Source organism: Sulfitobacter sp. M13, assembly GCF_053474885.1.
The window spans coordinates 1,047,458-1,061,700 of the sequence record NZ_CM130281.1 but is presented as its reverse complement, the minus strand read 5'-3'; the positions used below and the strand labels follow the sequence as shown (position 1 = coordinate 1,061,700).

The window sequence follows — 14,243 nt, the reverse complement described above, 5'->3', positions numbered from 1 at the left end:
CCCGCGCCGCCAGCCGATCCCCTCGAAAGGATACACCATGTTGCTCTGCGTCGAAAATATCCTGTCACCGCAGGAAGTTGCCCACATCAGATATGTCATTGATACGGCCCAATGGGATGATGGTCGCAACACCGCCGGCGCGCAGTCGGCGCAAACCAAACGCAACCAGCAAATTCCGCTCGACAGCCCCGTTCTGCCCGACCTGCAGACATTGGTGCTGCAACGGTTGATGGGTCACCCGACGTGGGTTTCCGCGGCCCTCCCGCTGCATGTGCTGCCCCCGATGTTCAACCGCTACGAAGAGGCGGAGACCTTTGGCGTGCATGTCGACAATGCCATCCGCGTGAACCCGCAAACCGGCCAGCGCCTGCGCACGGATCTATCGTGCACGTTGTTCCTGAACGACCCCGAAGACTATGACGGCGGCGAACTGGTCATCGAAGACAATTACGGCACCCAATCGGTCAAGCTGCCTGCGGGGCACTGTGTGCTCTACCCGTCGACCTCGCTGCATCAGGTCACACCCGTCACCCGTGGCGCACGCGTCGCATCTTTTTTCTGGGTCCAATCGATGGTGCGCGACGGCGACCAGCGCGAGATCCTGTTCGATCTGGATCAATCCATCCAAGAGCTGTCAGCCAGCGCGGGCCTGAACGACCCGACCGCCGTGCGCCTGACCGGCATCTATCACAACCTCATCCGGCAATGGGCAGAGACCTAACATGAAATTTCCGAGTATCCTTCTGGCGGCTGTCCTTGTCGCAACGCCGCAACTGGCCGCAGCCGACACCGCGTCGGTCAATATCGCGCTGATCACATGGGTCAATGAATGGATCGGGCCTGCCCTGTCCGACCCCATGCGCATTGCTGCGCAGCAGGGCGGTCATTCTCCATTAGCGATGTTCATGGGCGCGGATATTGTCGTAAAGGCGGTGATGTTCGGGCTGGCGATTGCCTCGGTTCTGGGCTGGGCCGTGTGGGCGGGCAAGATTGTACAAGTCAGCTGGGCCAACGCACGGCTGCGCCGGTCCTATCGCAAGCTCGCCAAGGCAGGTGCTGTCAAAGGCGCTGCTGCGAAATCCTTTTCCGGGCCTATGCGCGCCATGGTCCGCGCCGCTTTGGCAGAGATCGCTATCTCTGACGGGTTGAACAAGGCCGGCATCAAGGAACGCGTCGCATCCGAACTTTCGCGGATCGAGGCCGGTGCTGCACGGTCAATGCAATCGGGTGCGATGGTCCTCGGCTCCATCGGGTCGACAGCGCCGTTCATCGGGCTTTTCGGCACGGTCTGGGGCATCATGAACAGCTTTATCGGCATCGCGGAAAGCGGCAGCACCAGCCTGACAGTTGTGGCCCCCGGTATCGCCGAAGCGCTTTTGGCCACCGCCATTGGTCTGGTCGCCGCGATCCCTGCCGTGCTGCTGTACAATCACATTACCCGCGTCGTGACCGGCTACCGTGCGCGTGTCGGTGATGCGGCGGCCTTGGTTGAACGCTGCTTGTCGCGCGATCTGGACCGCGCCGAGCGTATCACCGACGTGCCCCACACCACCGCCGATATCGCCACCAAACTGGCAGCGGAGTAACCCCCATGGGCGTGCGACTTTCAGACGGCGGCGATGACCTACCCCCGAACGCAGATATCAACATCACCCCGTTCATCGACGTGATGCTGGTGCTGCTGATCATTTTTATGGTGGCGGCCCCGCTGTCCACCGTGGACGTCAACGTGGAACTGCCGGTCGCCACCGGCACCCCCACGCCGCGCCCCGATGATCCGGTCTTTGTTACCATTCATCAGGACCTGAGCCTCAGTGTCGGCGAAGAGGATGTATCCTTGGGTGATCTCAACATGCGTCTTGGTATCCTGACCCGTCTGGATCTGGGCACGCGCATCTATATCAATGCTGATCGCTCTGTCCCTTATGGCGAAGTGATGGCGGTGATGAACCGCATGCGCAGCGAAGGCTATCTGAAGATCGGGCTGGTCGGGCTTGAGGAGGAGGGCGGCGCGGCCCCCGCTACTGCTGGCGACCTTGCGACTTTTCCGCCTGCCGCCGCTGCGCAGGACGCACCCGAATGAGCTTTGCCTACGCCCCGAAATACGGAGCCGGTTTGATGCTGGGTGCGGGGCTGAGCATCGGCCTACACGGTGCGCTGGTCGCACTGTGGCTGACGCAGGCCTCTGCCTACGAGCCGCCGGAAGAAGCGGGCATTCAGGGCCGCGAGCTGATTGATCTGGCCGAGGTCGAGATGATCATGGCTGCGCCCGAAACGGACCTGCCCGATGGCCCGCCCGCCGAGGATAGCCAAGCCACATTGGAAAGCCCTGCCGAGCGCGAAGAAGCCAAAGCATCCAACGACCCGCTGCTGGCCCAGATCCCGCACACTCCCGACGACCCCGAGCTGCAGTTCAAGATCGCCAACCCCGATCAAGAGGTCGACACGGACAAAGAAGCGACAGAAACGCCGACCGAGTTGCAGGAAAAGACCCAAAACGAAAACGCCGCGCAAAGCACCGCAGCGGCCCCAAAGGCGAGCCCCGGTCAGGATGAACAGGATCAAAGTTCTGCCAGGGAACAGGGTCTGACAGACGCAGAGCGGGCAGAGATCACCGATTGGCAAAAGTCGCTGGTACTGGCACTGAACGCCGCCAAGGATTACCCCCGCCGCGCCCGCGACGCCCGAGCCGAGGGCACAACGACGGTGGCGTTCGCGCTGGATGAATACGGTCAGATCAAAGCGCGCGAGGTGTCGAAATCATCGGGCTGGCCCGTGCTGGATCAAGCCGCGTTGAACATCTTTGACCGCCTTGAAACCCTGCCACGTCCGCCATCGACGATGGGGGCCGGTCCGTTCAATCTGGCGATCCCGATCAGCTACCGCTTCCGCTAGGGGCGCGACTCTTTGAACGGGGCGAGCATGTCGGGGGTAATGTCTGCAACCGTCGCGCAGCCACAAAGTGCCATCGTCACCTCTAGCTCGTCACGCAGACGCCGCAGCACCTGACTGGCCCCCCGCGCCCCGTCGACGATCAACCCATGCATCACGGGGCGGCCGACCAGCACCGCTTCGGCCCCAAGCGCCAGTGCTTTGAACACATCGCTCCCGCGCCGGATGCCGCCGTCCAGATAGACCGGCACATCCTGCCCCACCGCTTGCACCACGGCGGCCAGCCGCGTCACCGGTGCGGGCACGGTATCCAGCACCCTCCCCCCGTGGTTCGACACGATGATCCCCGCGACACCGGCATCGACAAACCGGCGGGCATCCTCGGCACGCAGGCACCCCTTGATGATTACCGGAACGGGGCTGTCCGCGATCAGTCGTGTCAGATCCTTCCACGTGGGCGCAAAGACCATCATGCCGTCGAACACCACGCTTTGCCCGTCCTGCAACTGAGGTCGATGCGGTTGCGGCAGAGGATCCAGCATCACGGGGCGCACCCCGTCCGGCAGGGCGAAACCGGCCGCGACTTCGCGGTCGCGCAGGCCATTAATCGGCGCGTCCAGCGTGACCACCAGCGCCTCCGCTCCGCAGGCAACGGCGCGGGTGACCAGAGACATCGTGCTGTCATGATCGGCTTGCATATAAAGTTGAAACCAGCGCCGTCCGGGAATGGCTGCGATCTCTTCGGGCGCTGTGCTGGTCTGGCAGCTCAGCACCATCACCGCATCCTGAGCGGCAGCGGCCAGTGCAGTCGCATTTTCGCCCTGCGCATGGAAAAGCCGCTGAAACGCCATGGGTGCGACCATGATAGGATGCGCGGCAGGTTGCCCCAGTATCGTGACGCGCGTATGCCCGCCGCCGCAATCGCCCAGCAACTTGGGCAGCAAGCCAATCCGGCCAAAGGCGGCACGGTTCTGATTTAGCGACAGCTCTGCCTCCGCGCCGCCTTCGAGGTAGGCAAACACGTCATTGGCAAGGGTCGTATGGGCGGATTGTTCGAAGTCTGACAAGGTAATAGGCATGGCCCATAGATCGCGCAAAACAACCGCCACTACAAGCGACTAAAACGCTCAGGTATGTGGCTTATACGTCTTTAACAAACTCCAGCATGGCGTCATCGATCTCGTCCCCACACAGAACAGAAACCTCGCCCGTCGTCTCGAACACCGCTGCACGTACATCGCTTAATCGCGAGACGTTGGATTCGCGCAGTTTCTCCATCAAGTCGCTACGCGACACACGCTTTACCCGCATGGCTTCTTCGCAGATTTTACCGTCCTTCATCAAATATACCGGCGCGTTCTGAATGGTATGAAGCACCGTCGAGGAGCGCCGCCGAAAATACGATAACGTAAACTGGAACAGAAACAGGCACGCCGTCGCGACCAACGTCTGGAAGAACGCCTTCCAGTCCGATGCCTGCGCCGCCCCCGCCAACAAAGAGCCGAAGGCGATTGTCGTCACAAAGTCGAAATTGGTCATCTTGGAGAATGAATTCAGCCCGACAATCCGCACCATCAAGATGATCCAGAACAACGCCACACCGCTTAGGACAAAGCCGCGCGCCAGAACGTCGAGTACCGTGTTGTCGAAAAACATGTAATTCCTCCTCTGATGGGGTCGCTAGGCGTTGCTGGATCGGTCTTGTGGCTTTTGTTCGTCGCGTTTCTGGGCACGCGATTTCGGAACGTCGCCCTCGCCCGCGGGCCACCCTTCGCGCTGAGCACGGCGCTTGCCGTCTGTTTCCTCTGTCTGGTCGTGGAACAGATGCACCTGGGTTGGATAAGGCATGTCGATCCCCTTTTGATCCAGCGCCTTGTAGACCGCCTGCAGCACGGCCCCGAACGTATGGATTTGCGACGCGCGGTCAGATTTCGTCCACCAGCGCAGTCGGATAATATTTGCTGAATCCCCCAGCTCGACGGGGATTGTCTCGGGTGCGGGGTCTGTCTCGACGCCCTCAACGCCAGCGCAGGCGTCTTGCATGACCTTGCGGGCCGTATCCCAGTCATCATTGCAGCCGACACCAATGTCATATTCGGACCGTCGCGTGTCAAAGGCAGTGTTGACCACCACGCTGTCGGTATAGATGTCCGAGTTGGGGATCACGACGCGACGACCATCATAGGTTTTGATCATCGTGGCGCGGGTTTCGATCTTTTCGACAGTGCCCTCATGGCCCCCCGACACGATCTGATCGCCAACCTCGAACGGTTGACGCAGCAGGATCAATATACCGGCGAGCATGTTCTGTAAAATATCCTTGAACGCGAAACCAATCGCAACCGAACTGACGCCGAGCCCGGCAATCAGATCCCCCGGGGTGACGGTTGGCGCGATGATGGTGACGGCCAGCATAAAACCGACAACCGTTACGGCCCACCGCATCAGCGATCCGCCAACGTTCCCCAGATTGTCACGCCCACGCCGCCCTGCGGTCTTGCGGATCAATGCACCGATGCCAATTCCCAAGAACCAGAAGACGACTGCCACCACCAGTGCGACCCCGATATTTGGTAGCAATCGAAAGAAGCCGTCCAACCAGCCATCGAGTTTATCAAAAATCAGGCCGGGGTTCGCATCGACTTCTTCCATAAGGGCGGTCCTTAATTGTTCGCGACCAAGCCTAAGCGGTTCGTCTCGCAGAACCTATGTGGCTTTTTAATCACATTTCAGGGACAAACGACGCGACAACCCCGCGGGTTCCGAAATACCTCTGGGATATGCTCCCAAACTACGACCAACGCTGCGCAGGCCTTGTGTGAAATGCGCAACAGCGCCATAATTTCGCCAGTTTCCCCACCCAATACGTGACAAAGATACCTTTAACGACCCAGAGCGCCCGACCCACGGCGCTCTCCTTGATGACAGGGCAAAGATGATAATTCCGCGCAAGCTCGCACACTTTCAGCTGATCACCCTCTGCGTCTGCCTGGGCTTATCGTTCCTGTTCTTTTTCGTCGCGCGCAATACCGTGCACGTTCAGGCACAAGACCGGTTCCATGCATTGGTGGACCAAGGACTAGCCGCTATGCTCAGGCGCGCCGGAGAGTACGGCAGAACGCTGGACGGCGTGGCTGGGTTTATTGCGGCCTCTGACGAAGTCACAGAGCGGGATATGTTGGCTTATGCCGCGTCTGTCCATATCGGCGACGGGTCCTATGTGCTGGATGCCATCGGCTTTGCCACACCAACGAGCCTGGATACGGCTTCCACCCCCGCAGAACTTGCCGTTCGCCACGTAGCACCCTTGGGGGCGTTCAAAGGTTTGTTAGAGGAAAATTTTTCCGACCATCGCGATGCGCTGGCCACCGCCATTGCGGCACGCGATAGTGGCGAAACCCTGTCTACCTTGCCGATGAAGCATGGAGACAAATGGCATTCATTGTTGATCAAGCCGATTTTCCTGTTTCGCCCGGGGGGGCAAAGTACGCCCGATCGTGAGGGATCCTTCTTTGGGTTTGCATTTGCGATGGTGGATGTCCCGGAAATCTTTCATGATCTATTTCCAGCTCAAAACGACCTCATTGATCTAGAGGTGTCTTTCTATCGGTCTGACAGCACGGCCTTTCAGCCCGGAACAACAAGCGCCTATCCAGATCACGTTCCCCAGTTTTCGTTCAAGCGCGATCACTATGGCTATGGTCAGCGTATGACAATCAAATGGGGCAGCACACCGACCTTCGAAGCGGCGCAACCCAACAGGGCCAAGTGGATTGTGCTAGGGCTTTCACTGGTCATTACCACGCTGATCCTCGTGATCCAGTCGGTGATCCTGAAACGCAATCTGACGATCAGCCAGACCGTTGCCGACAAAACCCGCGAACTTGAGACGCAGCATCAGGAAAAACGCTCGATTCTCGAGAACGCAATGCTTCCCATCATCTCGGTGCGGCAGTCGGGAGAGATCCTGCATCTCAACAATGCCGCCCGCCGGTATTTGAACGCCGCAGGCTTTACCAAGGATGCCACCGGCGATTTCATTCAAGACCATCTGCCCCAAGTCAACATCTACCGCGCGGATGGCGGCACCAAGATCGTCGTGCCGCCCCTGCCCGGCAGCAACGAGCCGCGCACGCTGGAGGTCGAGAAAAACACCTGGCTCACCGCAGACCAAGAAACCCGCATTACGCTGATGCTGCGTGATATCACCGACAGCCAGCGCCGTGCGCTCAAGATCGCTGAAACCGAACAACGCTGGAGCCTCGCGCTGAGCAGTGCGCATATCGGTGTTTTCGACATGGATCTGGAAAACGACACGTCGGTGGTATCGGACACATGGCGCGAGATCATGCAGTGCCCTGCCGACCCCAATCGCCCGAACCCCTATGCCAGCAAGATGCAGCATATACACCCCGACGACATCGCAATTGTCGAAAAGACCGAAATGGCCTGCATCAACGGTATGACCGACCGCGCCGAGGCCCGCTTTCGCGTTCGGGTCGGTCGCGACAACTGGCGCTGGATCAAATCTGACGCCGTCGTGGTTGAAAGAGCTGAGGACGGGACCGCGCTGCGGATGCTGGGCATCCAGATCGATATAACCGAAACCTACAAGCTCGAGCAGATGAAGCACGACTTTGTCGCCACCGTCAGCCACGAACTGCGCACGCCGCTAACCTCTATCAGGGGCGCATTGGGCCTGCTTGAAGCGCAAACTCAGAACGACCCGAACGCAAGTGCTGTTCGTCTGGTCCAAATCGCCTCGGCCAACTGCGACCGTCTGGTAGCGTTGGTAAACGACATTCTGGATATGGAAAAGATCAACGCGGGCAGCATGAGCGTTGCCCCCAAACCCGAAAAGCTTGGTGATATTGTCGCACTGGCAGCCGAGCAGGTCGAACCCTATGCCACCGAATGGAAGGTCGAGATCGACGTCGCCCCTCCTGCCCCCAACCACCACGTGCTGACAGACAAGAACCGCATCATGCAGGTGCTGACAAACCTGCTGTCGAACGCGTGTAAATTCGCCTATCCTGATACTGCCGTGACCGTGACCACCACCCCGATGGGCGACATGACGAAAATCTCGGTCAGCAATTTGGGCAACGGCATCTCGGACGAATTCCGCGAGCGTATCTTCCAACCCTTCTCGCAGGCCGAGACCTCTAACACGCGGCAACGCGGCGGGACCGGGTTGGGGCTCAATATCTCGCGCCATCTGGTCGAGGCAATGGGCGGCGAGATCGGGTATGATAGCGTCCCGGGCGAGGAAACCGTGTTTTGGTTCACCTGTCCCTCCACCGACGAAGACCCCGACGTCGCGCTTGTTGCCTAAGTGCGCGGGCTAAAGCGCCAGATCGGCAATCAACATGTCCTTGGTGTAATCCGCCTTTAGCTTGCGCGTGCCGTTGCGCCCGCCCTCGACCACGATAAAACTATCGCCCAGCGCATAGGCGAAATCGGCGTTCTGTTCGACCAGCACAATCGCCATATCACCTTGGGCGCGTAGCAACCGAAGGGCATCGCCGATCTGCTGGATCACATTGGGCTGGATGCCTTCGGTGGGTTCGTCCAGCAGCAAGACCCGAGGCCGCGTGATCAGCGCCCGCGCGATGGCCAGCTGTTGCTGTTGCCCGCCCGACAGATCGCCCCCGCGCCGCGCCTTCATGTCGCGCAGGACGGGGAACAGATCGTAGATATGGTCGGGAATCTGATGCTCGGCCTTGGGCAGGCAGGCAAACCCCGTCTCAAGGTTTTCCTCGACTGTCATCATCGGAAAGACCTCGCGCCCCTGTGGCACATAGGCAATGCCCGCGTTCGCCGCCTGAAAGGCTGTGGTCATCCGCACGGGCGTACCGTCCACGGTGATCGTCCCGCCAGAGGCCGGATGCCGCCCCGCTATCGCCTTGAGCGTGGATGTCTTGCCCACCCCGTTGTTGCCGATCAGCGTCGTGATCTGCCCTTTGGGGGCCTGAAACGACACTTCGTAGAGGATGCGGCTTTGGCCATAGTGCAGGTCCAGATTTTCGACTTCAAGCATGGCCACGCCCCAGATAAACTTCGATCACTTTCGGGTTTGATGTCACGTGATCCAGACTGCCTTCGGCCAGAACTGACCCCTCGTGCAGCACCGTGACCTTGCAGTCGAGCCTGCGCACAAATTCCATGTCATGTTCCACCACGATCACCGCGCGGGTCTTGGCTGCGCGTTTCAGAATATCGGTGGTCTTTTCGCGTTCCTCTACGGTCATGCCCGCGGCGGGTTCATCGACCAACAGCAGACGTGGTTCCTGTGCCAGCAGCATCCCGATCTCCAGCCATTGTTTCTGGCCGTGGCTTAACTCACCGGCAATACGGGTCAGGCTGTCGGTCAGGCCGATCTCTGCCGCGATGCCTTCTATCCGCGCGGCATTCGATGCCGTCTTGCGGTGCAGCAACACTGCCAGCGGCCCACGTGGGTTCTTGAGCGCCATGGCAAGGTTCTGTCGCACGGTCTGCGCCTCGAACACGGTGGGTTTTTGAAACTTGCGCCCCACCCCTTCGTTGGCGATATCCGCCTCTGACATACCGAGCAGGGAAATGTTGCGTTCCCCCCAGACGACGTGACCGCTGTCAGGTCTGGTCTTGCCCGTGATGATGTCCATAAAGGTGGTCTTGCCCGCCCCGTTGGGGCCGATCACGGCGCGCAGTTCGGGCTCTGCGATCTGGATCGACAGGTTGTTGATCGCCTTGAACCCGTCAAAGGATTTCGACACGCCCGAAACTTCCAAAAGGGTATCGTTCATGACGGTTTCCTCACCAGATAGTCAAACAAGCCGCCGATCCCCTTGGGAAAGAACAAGGTGACGCAGACAAAGGACACGCCGAGCAGCACCAGCCACCAGTCGGTCCACAGGATCGTATAAAAACCGAGGTTGATGGCAGGGGCACCGCCGCCCGTGAACCAACTGGACAGCAACGACACAAACGCCGCCCCGATCACCGCCCCATACAGCCGCCCGCGCCCGCCAATGGCGACCCAGACGGCCAGATAGATCGACGCAATCGGCGCGATCTCTGCGGGGTTGATGATGCCCGCCTGCGGATAGTAGAGCGCCCCGGCAATCCCTGCGACAACAGCGGTCAGCGTAAAGATGAACAGCTTGTAGCGCTCCACCCGGTAGCCAAGGAACCGCACGCGGGCCTCGTTGTCGCGGATGCCTTGCACAACGCTGCCCATCTTGCCCGACACCACCCATGCGAACAGGATATACCCAAGCCCGAGCGCCAGTGCCGATCCCATAAAGAAAACAAGGCTGATGGTTGCTTGCGAAGTGTTCTCGTAGCTTGGAATATTCTGCAAACCCGACAACCCGTTGTTGCCGCGCAAGCCGCTGTCATTTTGGAACAGCCACAGTGACAGGGCCAACGTCATCGCCTGCGTCAGGATCGACAGGTAGACACCCGTCACACGGCTGCGGAACGCCAGCCAGCCAAAGACCAGCGCCAGCAGCCCCGGCACAATCACCACCATTAGCAGTTGCAGAAACAGACTGTCCGAGAAAGCCCAGAGCCACGGAAAGTCAGAGCTGCCAACGACGCCGAAAATCTGGTTGCCGATGGCGTCCTGCACCTCTTGCGGCGTGGGCGGGATAACGTGGCCTTCGAGACTGGTCATAACGATGCCTTCGGTCCGCGCATACATCAGCCACATGCCGATGGCGTAGCCGCCGATGCCGAAGAAGGCGAAGTGGCCCAAGCTTAGGATACCGCAATACCCCCAGACCACATCCATTGCGATGGCGATCAAGCATAGGCACAGGGTCTTACCCAAGGTCTTGACCATCGACGTGGAGATCAGGCCGGTGCCTGTTGCCTCTGACCCGATTGCGACAGCCAAAGTGAACAGCCCCAGAAAGGCGATGAACCACATGACAGAGGGGTTTTGTGAAAGGAATGTTTTACGCATGGATCAATCCGCCGCTGACCGCCCCTTTTGAGCAACGATGCCCTTGGGACGGAATTGAATGAACAGGATGATGAACAGCACCATATAGGTCTGTGCTGCGAGGGTATTGGACGGGTTGAACCATTCGATCCCCTTTTGCAAAAAGCCGATCAACGAGGCACCGGCCAGTGTGCCCCAGACGTTCCCGACGCCACCCACGACCACAGTCATGAAGGATTGCACAATGTAGTCGGCCCCCATCTCAGACGTGACTTTGGCATAAAGCCCGATGGCCACCCCCGCGATCCCCGCGATGCCGGACCCGAGGCCAAAGGTCATCATATTGATCCGGTCGGGGTTGATCCCCATGCTGGCCGCCATACCGGGGTTCTGCGTCACGGCCCGCACCTCTAGCCCCAGTCGCGTGCGTTTGAGGACAAACAGGATCAGCCCCAGAAACAGCAGTGCCAGCACGAAGATAGCAATGCGGATATAGCTGATCTGGATCACATCCGAGATCACCCAAGCCCCGTCCAGCCAGCCCGGAGATGTAAGTGGCCGTGCCTGCGTGCCAAAGATGTTCTTGGCCAGCTGTTGCAGCGCGATCGAGATGCCAAAGGTCGCCAGCAACGTCTCTAGCGGGCGGTGGTAGAGATGTCGGATCACCAACCGCTCCATCACCACACCAGCGGCAAAGGTCACGGCAAAGGCCAGCGGCAGGGCGATAATGATCGACAGCGTGTAATCCGGCACGAACAGCTGAACGACGTAGCCGGTATAGGCCCCCATCATAATAAACTCGCCATGCGCCATGTTGATCACCCCCATCACCCCAAAGGTGATGGCAAGACCAATCGCCGCGAGGAAATAGATCGACGCGAGCGACAATGCATCCAGCGTCAGGTCAACGGTTTGCGCGGCGGCGACGCGGGTCTCGATGCTGTCCAATGTGACACGCGCAGCAGCGGTCACGGCGCTGTCAGGCTCGTCATAGGTTTCAAAAAACGTCATCTCTGCCACGGCGCTTTGCTGGTCCAGCTCTGTCACAAGCGGCGGCACGGTGCCTGCCGCGGCAAGTGCGGCATAGGCTTTGGCGCGTCCGGCATCGGTATCCAGCTTTGCGGTAGGAATGCCCCCGACCCGCCCGCCAACGACATGAGCAGCCAAGGCCTCGCGGATTGCAGCGGCGGAAATAATGGTCGGTGCAAGACCCGCTGCCACAAGCTGGGCATAGGCATCAGCCTGTGAAAGATCATCGCCTGATGTCAGCACCCGCGCGACATTGCCCGAGGGCGTTTGAGACGGGGTTGCCGTCTTCGTCGACAATATCTGGTTCATCACGGCCCGCGCCTCGATCGAGGTATCGGTCGCCATTGATGTGATCGCCGCGATGCGGTCCTCGGATGTGTCGCCAAAGCTGGCAGAGAGGAAATTGGTCAACTGTATTTTTCGCGCCTTCAATGCCGCGTCCGGCTCTGCCTCTATCGATGCGCGTAGGGGGCCAAGCTGGTCGGCCTCGGGTCGGCGGGCGATGGAGTCAACGGCGCTTTGGCGGCGCGCAAGATCAGGATCGGTTAGCTGGAATTGCACCAAAGCCGTCCCGATAAGGCGGCGCACACCGCCATTGGGCTTCAGCTGCGAAAAGCCATCTGTCGGTGCCGAACTTTCCGCACCGGTGTCGATATCGCGCAAGGTCAGATCATCGCCTGTCTCGACCCCGAAAAAGAACACATCGTCAGCCTCGCGCTGCCAGACCCCTTTGTCCTGCCACTGCTCTAGAAAAACACTGACCTGTGGCGCGCCAGAGGCGGCCAGATCGTCCAGCGCGACAGACACAGAGCTGCGCGAGGGTTTGGCGATTTCTTCGGCATGGGCTTGAAGCACGGGCTGCAAATCTTGCGCCTGTGCCGCGCCCACGATGCCCACCCAACAGAGGAGCATTAACAGGTGGCGGAACATAGGAAACCCTTGTGGTAAGTCTGGTGAATAAGATGGTGGGGGCGGCCAGACATGCTGCCCGCCCCGACGTTCAGGATCAGTAGTTAGAGGTCAACTGAACGCAGGTTTCCGTTTCAGTGTTGTACATGCCGCATTCCAGCTCTTTCCAGTCAGAGGTCAGCACAGCGCTTTCGGGCAGGAAATCTGTCCACGCATCGCCTGCGACAGGATCAGTCTGGCTGATGATGTCGAACTGCCCGTCGGCTGTGATCTCGCCAATGAGGACGGGCTTGGACAGGTGGTGGTTCACCAGCATCTCGGCGGTGCCGCCTGTCAGGTTCGGGAAGGTCTGCCCGTACATGGCGCTGCGCACGGCATCGACATCGGTGGTCCCGGCTTGTTCAACCGCGTTCACCCACATGTTAAAGCCGATGTAATGCGCCTCCATCGGGTCGTTCGTCACGCGTTTTTCGTCGCCGATGGATGTTTTCCACTGTTCGATGAACTCGGCGTTCGCGGGGGTATCTGCGGACATAAAGTAGTTCCACGCCGCCAGATGCCCGACAAGGTTTGACGTATCGAGACCTGACAGCTCTTCTTCGCCGACCGAGAACGCGACAACCGGAATATCATCCGCCGACACATCCGCCGCTGCGAGTTCCTTGTAAAAGCCGATGTTCGCGTCGCCGTTGATGGTCGATACAACGCCGACCTGCTTGCCGTCCTCGCCCAGTGCCACGACATCGCCCACGATCGTTGCCCAATCGGATTGACCGAACGGTGTGTAGTTCACAAAGATATCTTCTTCGGCAATGCCCTTGGACATCAGGTAGGATTTCAGAATGTTGTTGGTGGTACGCGGGTACACATAATCGGTACCCAGCAAGGCAAATTTCTCGACGCCCAGTTCTTCGAGGAAGTAATCAACCGCAGGGATCGCCTGCTGGTTGGGGGCAGCACCGGTGTAGAACACGTTCTTGGACGATTCCTCGCCCTCATATTGCACGGGGTAGAACAGCAGGCCGTTCAGCTCTTCGATGACGGGCAGCACGGATTTGCGCGACACGGATGTCCAGTTGCCAAAGATCACATCGACTTCGTTCACGGTCAGCAGCTCGCGTGCTTTCTCCGCGAACAAGGGCCAGTCGGAGGCAGGGTCAACCACGACCGCCTCGATCTGACAGCCCAGTACGCCGCCTTTTTCGTTCTGCGCGTCGATCAACATCAGCATGGTGTCTTTCAACGTCGTCTCGGAAATCGCCATGGTCCCCGACAGCGAGTGCAGCACGCCGACCTTGACCGGATCGGCACAGTCCTGCGCCATTACCAGCGAGGTGGAGCCCATCAGCGCGGCAGTCGCGCAGGCAGCGAGTTTGGTGAATGTTGTCATTTTCTATCCCCTGTTGGCGCTGCTACCCCTTGCGTCAGAACGCACTTTTCCGGGGCCCCCAAGCACGTTAAACAGGAGGCGCAGCATATTGTTGTG

At 59.6% G+C, this 14,243-nt stretch carries 13 protein-coding genes; 5 read left to right on the top strand and 8 right to left on the bottom strand.

Annotated elements, in window-relative coordinates:
- The first annotated feature begins 37 nt into the window (after positions 1–37).
- From ACVBAU_RS05050 to ACVBAU_RS05035, 4 genes are read left to right on the top strand one after another with little or no spacing between them, the layout of a single operon-like run.
- Complete coding sequence (locus ACVBAU_RS05050; protein WP_448328243.1) at positions 38–721, top strand: Fe2+-dependent dioxygenase; 684 nt, start codon at positions 38–40, stop codon at positions 719–721.
- Between the two features lies 1 nt (position 722).
- A complete protein-coding gene (gene exbB, locus ACVBAU_RS05045) occupies positions 723–1,586 on the top strand; it encodes a tonB-system energizer ExbB (protein WP_138924129.1) in 864 nt (287 codons plus the stop codon).
- 5 nt (positions 1,587–1,591) lie between these two features.
- Complete coding sequence (gene exbD / locus ACVBAU_RS05040; RefSeq protein WP_448328240.1) at positions 1,592–2,083, top strand: TonB system transport protein ExbD; 492 nt, start codon at positions 1,592–1,594, stop codon at positions 2,081–2,083.
- Positions 2,080–2,895: an energy transducer TonB gene (locus ACVBAU_RS05035; protein WP_448328238.1), complete on the top strand. Its 816-nt coding sequence runs from the start codon at positions 2,080–2,082 to the stop codon at positions 2,893–2,895. Before exbD ends, ACVBAU_RS05035 begins: the two co-directional genes overlap by 4 nt.
- Here the strand turns inward: ACVBAU_RS05035 and ACVBAU_RS05030 are convergent.
- From ACVBAU_RS05030 to ACVBAU_RS05020, 3 genes are read right to left on the bottom strand one after another with little or no spacing between them, the layout of a single operon-like run.
- A complete protein-coding gene (locus ACVBAU_RS05030) occupies positions 2,892–3,989 on the bottom strand; it encodes an alpha-hydroxy acid oxidase (protein ID WP_448328236.1) in 1,098 nt (365 codons plus the stop codon). The two genes, ACVBAU_RS05035 and ACVBAU_RS05030, sit on opposite strands and share 4 nt — an antisense overlap.
- A 43-nt stretch (positions 3,990–4,032) precedes the next feature.
- Entirely contained in the window at positions 4,033–4,548 is a 516-nt protein-coding gene (locus ACVBAU_RS05025) for a DUF421 domain-containing protein (RefSeq protein WP_093734297.1), read from the bottom strand.
- Between the two features lie 24 nt (positions 4,549–4,572).
- Positions 4,573–5,544 (bottom strand): mechanosensitive ion channel family protein, encoded by a 972-nt coding sequence (locus tag ACVBAU_RS05020; RefSeq protein WP_448328234.1) that lies wholly within the window; start codon positions 5,542–5,544, stop codon positions 4,573–4,575.
- Between the two features lie 283 nt (positions 5,545–5,827).
- Between ACVBAU_RS05020 and ACVBAU_RS05015 the strand changes: the two genes are divergently transcribed.
- Positions 5,828–8,227: an ATP-binding protein gene (locus ACVBAU_RS05015; RefSeq protein WP_448328232.1), complete on the top strand. Its 2,400-nt coding sequence runs from the start codon at positions 5,828–5,830 to the stop codon at positions 8,225–8,227.
- Positions 8,228–8,236: 9 nt separating this feature from the next.
- Here ACVBAU_RS05015 and urtE read toward each other — a convergent pair whose 3' ends face one another.
- From urtE to urtA, 5 genes are all read right to left on the bottom strand, one after another.
- Entirely contained in the window at positions 8,237–8,932 is a 696-nt protein-coding gene (urtE, locus tag ACVBAU_RS05010) for an urea ABC transporter ATP-binding subunit UrtE (RefSeq protein ID WP_448328230.1), read from the bottom strand.
- Positions 8,925–9,677 carry an urea ABC transporter ATP-binding protein UrtD gene (gene urtD, locus ACVBAU_RS05005; protein ID WP_138924137.1) on the bottom strand — a complete coding sequence of 251 codons (753 nt, stop codon included), beginning with the start codon at positions 9,675–9,677 and terminating at the stop codon, positions 8,925–8,927. The genes urtE and urtD overlap by 8 nt, the downstream gene beginning before the upstream one ends.
- Entirely contained in the window at positions 9,674–10,840 is a 1,167-nt protein-coding gene (urtC, locus tag ACVBAU_RS05000; RefSeq protein ID WP_448328228.1) for an urea ABC transporter permease subunit UrtC, read from the bottom strand. The genes urtD and urtC overlap by 4 nt, the downstream gene beginning before the upstream one ends.
- A 3-nt stretch (positions 10,841–10,843) precedes the next feature.
- Positions 10,844–12,778, bottom strand: coding sequence for an urea ABC transporter permease subunit UrtB (urtB, locus tag ACVBAU_RS04995; RefSeq protein WP_448328226.1), 1,935 nt, complete (start codon positions 12,776–12,778; stop codon positions 10,844–10,846).
- A 76-nt stretch (positions 12,779–12,854) separates the two neighbouring features.
- A complete protein-coding gene (urtA, locus tag ACVBAU_RS04990; protein ID WP_448328224.1) occupies positions 12,855–14,147 on the bottom strand; it encodes an urea ABC transporter substrate-binding protein in 1,293 nt (430 codons plus the stop codon).
- Between the last annotated feature and the right edge of the window lie 96 nt (positions 14,148–14,243).

Bases quoted from the DNA above. Each gene is read 5' to 3' on its own strand.
- ACVBAU_RS05050 (WP_448328243.1), top strand. From the start codon at position 38: ATGTTGCTCTGCGTCGAAAATATCCTGTCACCGCAGGAAGTTGCCCAC.
- exbB (WP_138924129.1), top strand. From the start codon at position 723: ATGAAATTTCCGAGTATCCTTCTGGCGGCTGTCCTTGTCGCAACGCCG.
- exbD (WP_448328240.1), top strand. From the start codon at position 1,592: ATGGGCGTGCGACTTTCAGACGGCGGCGATGACCTACCCCCGAACGCA.
- ACVBAU_RS05035 (WP_448328238.1), top strand. From the start codon at position 2,080: ATGAGCTTTGCCTACGCCCCGAAATACGGAGCCGGTTTGATGCTGGGT.
- ACVBAU_RS05025 (WP_093734297.1), bottom strand. From the start codon at position 4,548: ATGTTTTTCGACAACACGGTACTCGACGTTCTGGCGCGCGGCTTTGTC.
- ACVBAU_RS05020 (WP_448328234.1), bottom strand. From the start codon at position 5,544: ATGGAAGAAGTCGATGCGAACCCCGGCCTGATTTTTGATAAACTCGAT.
- ACVBAU_RS05015 (WP_448328232.1), top strand. From the start codon at position 5,828: ATGATAATTCCGCGCAAGCTCGCACACTTTCAGCTGATCACCCTCTGC.
- urtE (WP_448328230.1), bottom strand. From the start codon at position 8,932: ATGCTTGAAGTCGAAAATCTGGACCTGCACTATGGCCAAAGCCGCATC.
- urtD (WP_138924137.1), bottom strand. From the start codon at position 9,677: ATGAACGATACCCTTTTGGAAGTTTCGGGCGTGTCGAAATCCTTTGAC.
- urtC (WP_448328228.1), bottom strand. From the start codon at position 10,840: ATGCGTAAAACATTCCTTTCACAAAACCCCTCTGTCATGTGGTTCATC.
- urtB (WP_448328226.1), bottom strand. From the start codon at position 12,778: ATGTTCCGCCACCTGTTAATGCTCCTCTGTTGGGTGGGCATCGTGGGC.
- urtA (WP_448328224.1), bottom strand. From the start codon at position 14,147: ATGACAACATTCACCAAACTCGCTGCCTGCGCGACTGCCGCGCTGATG.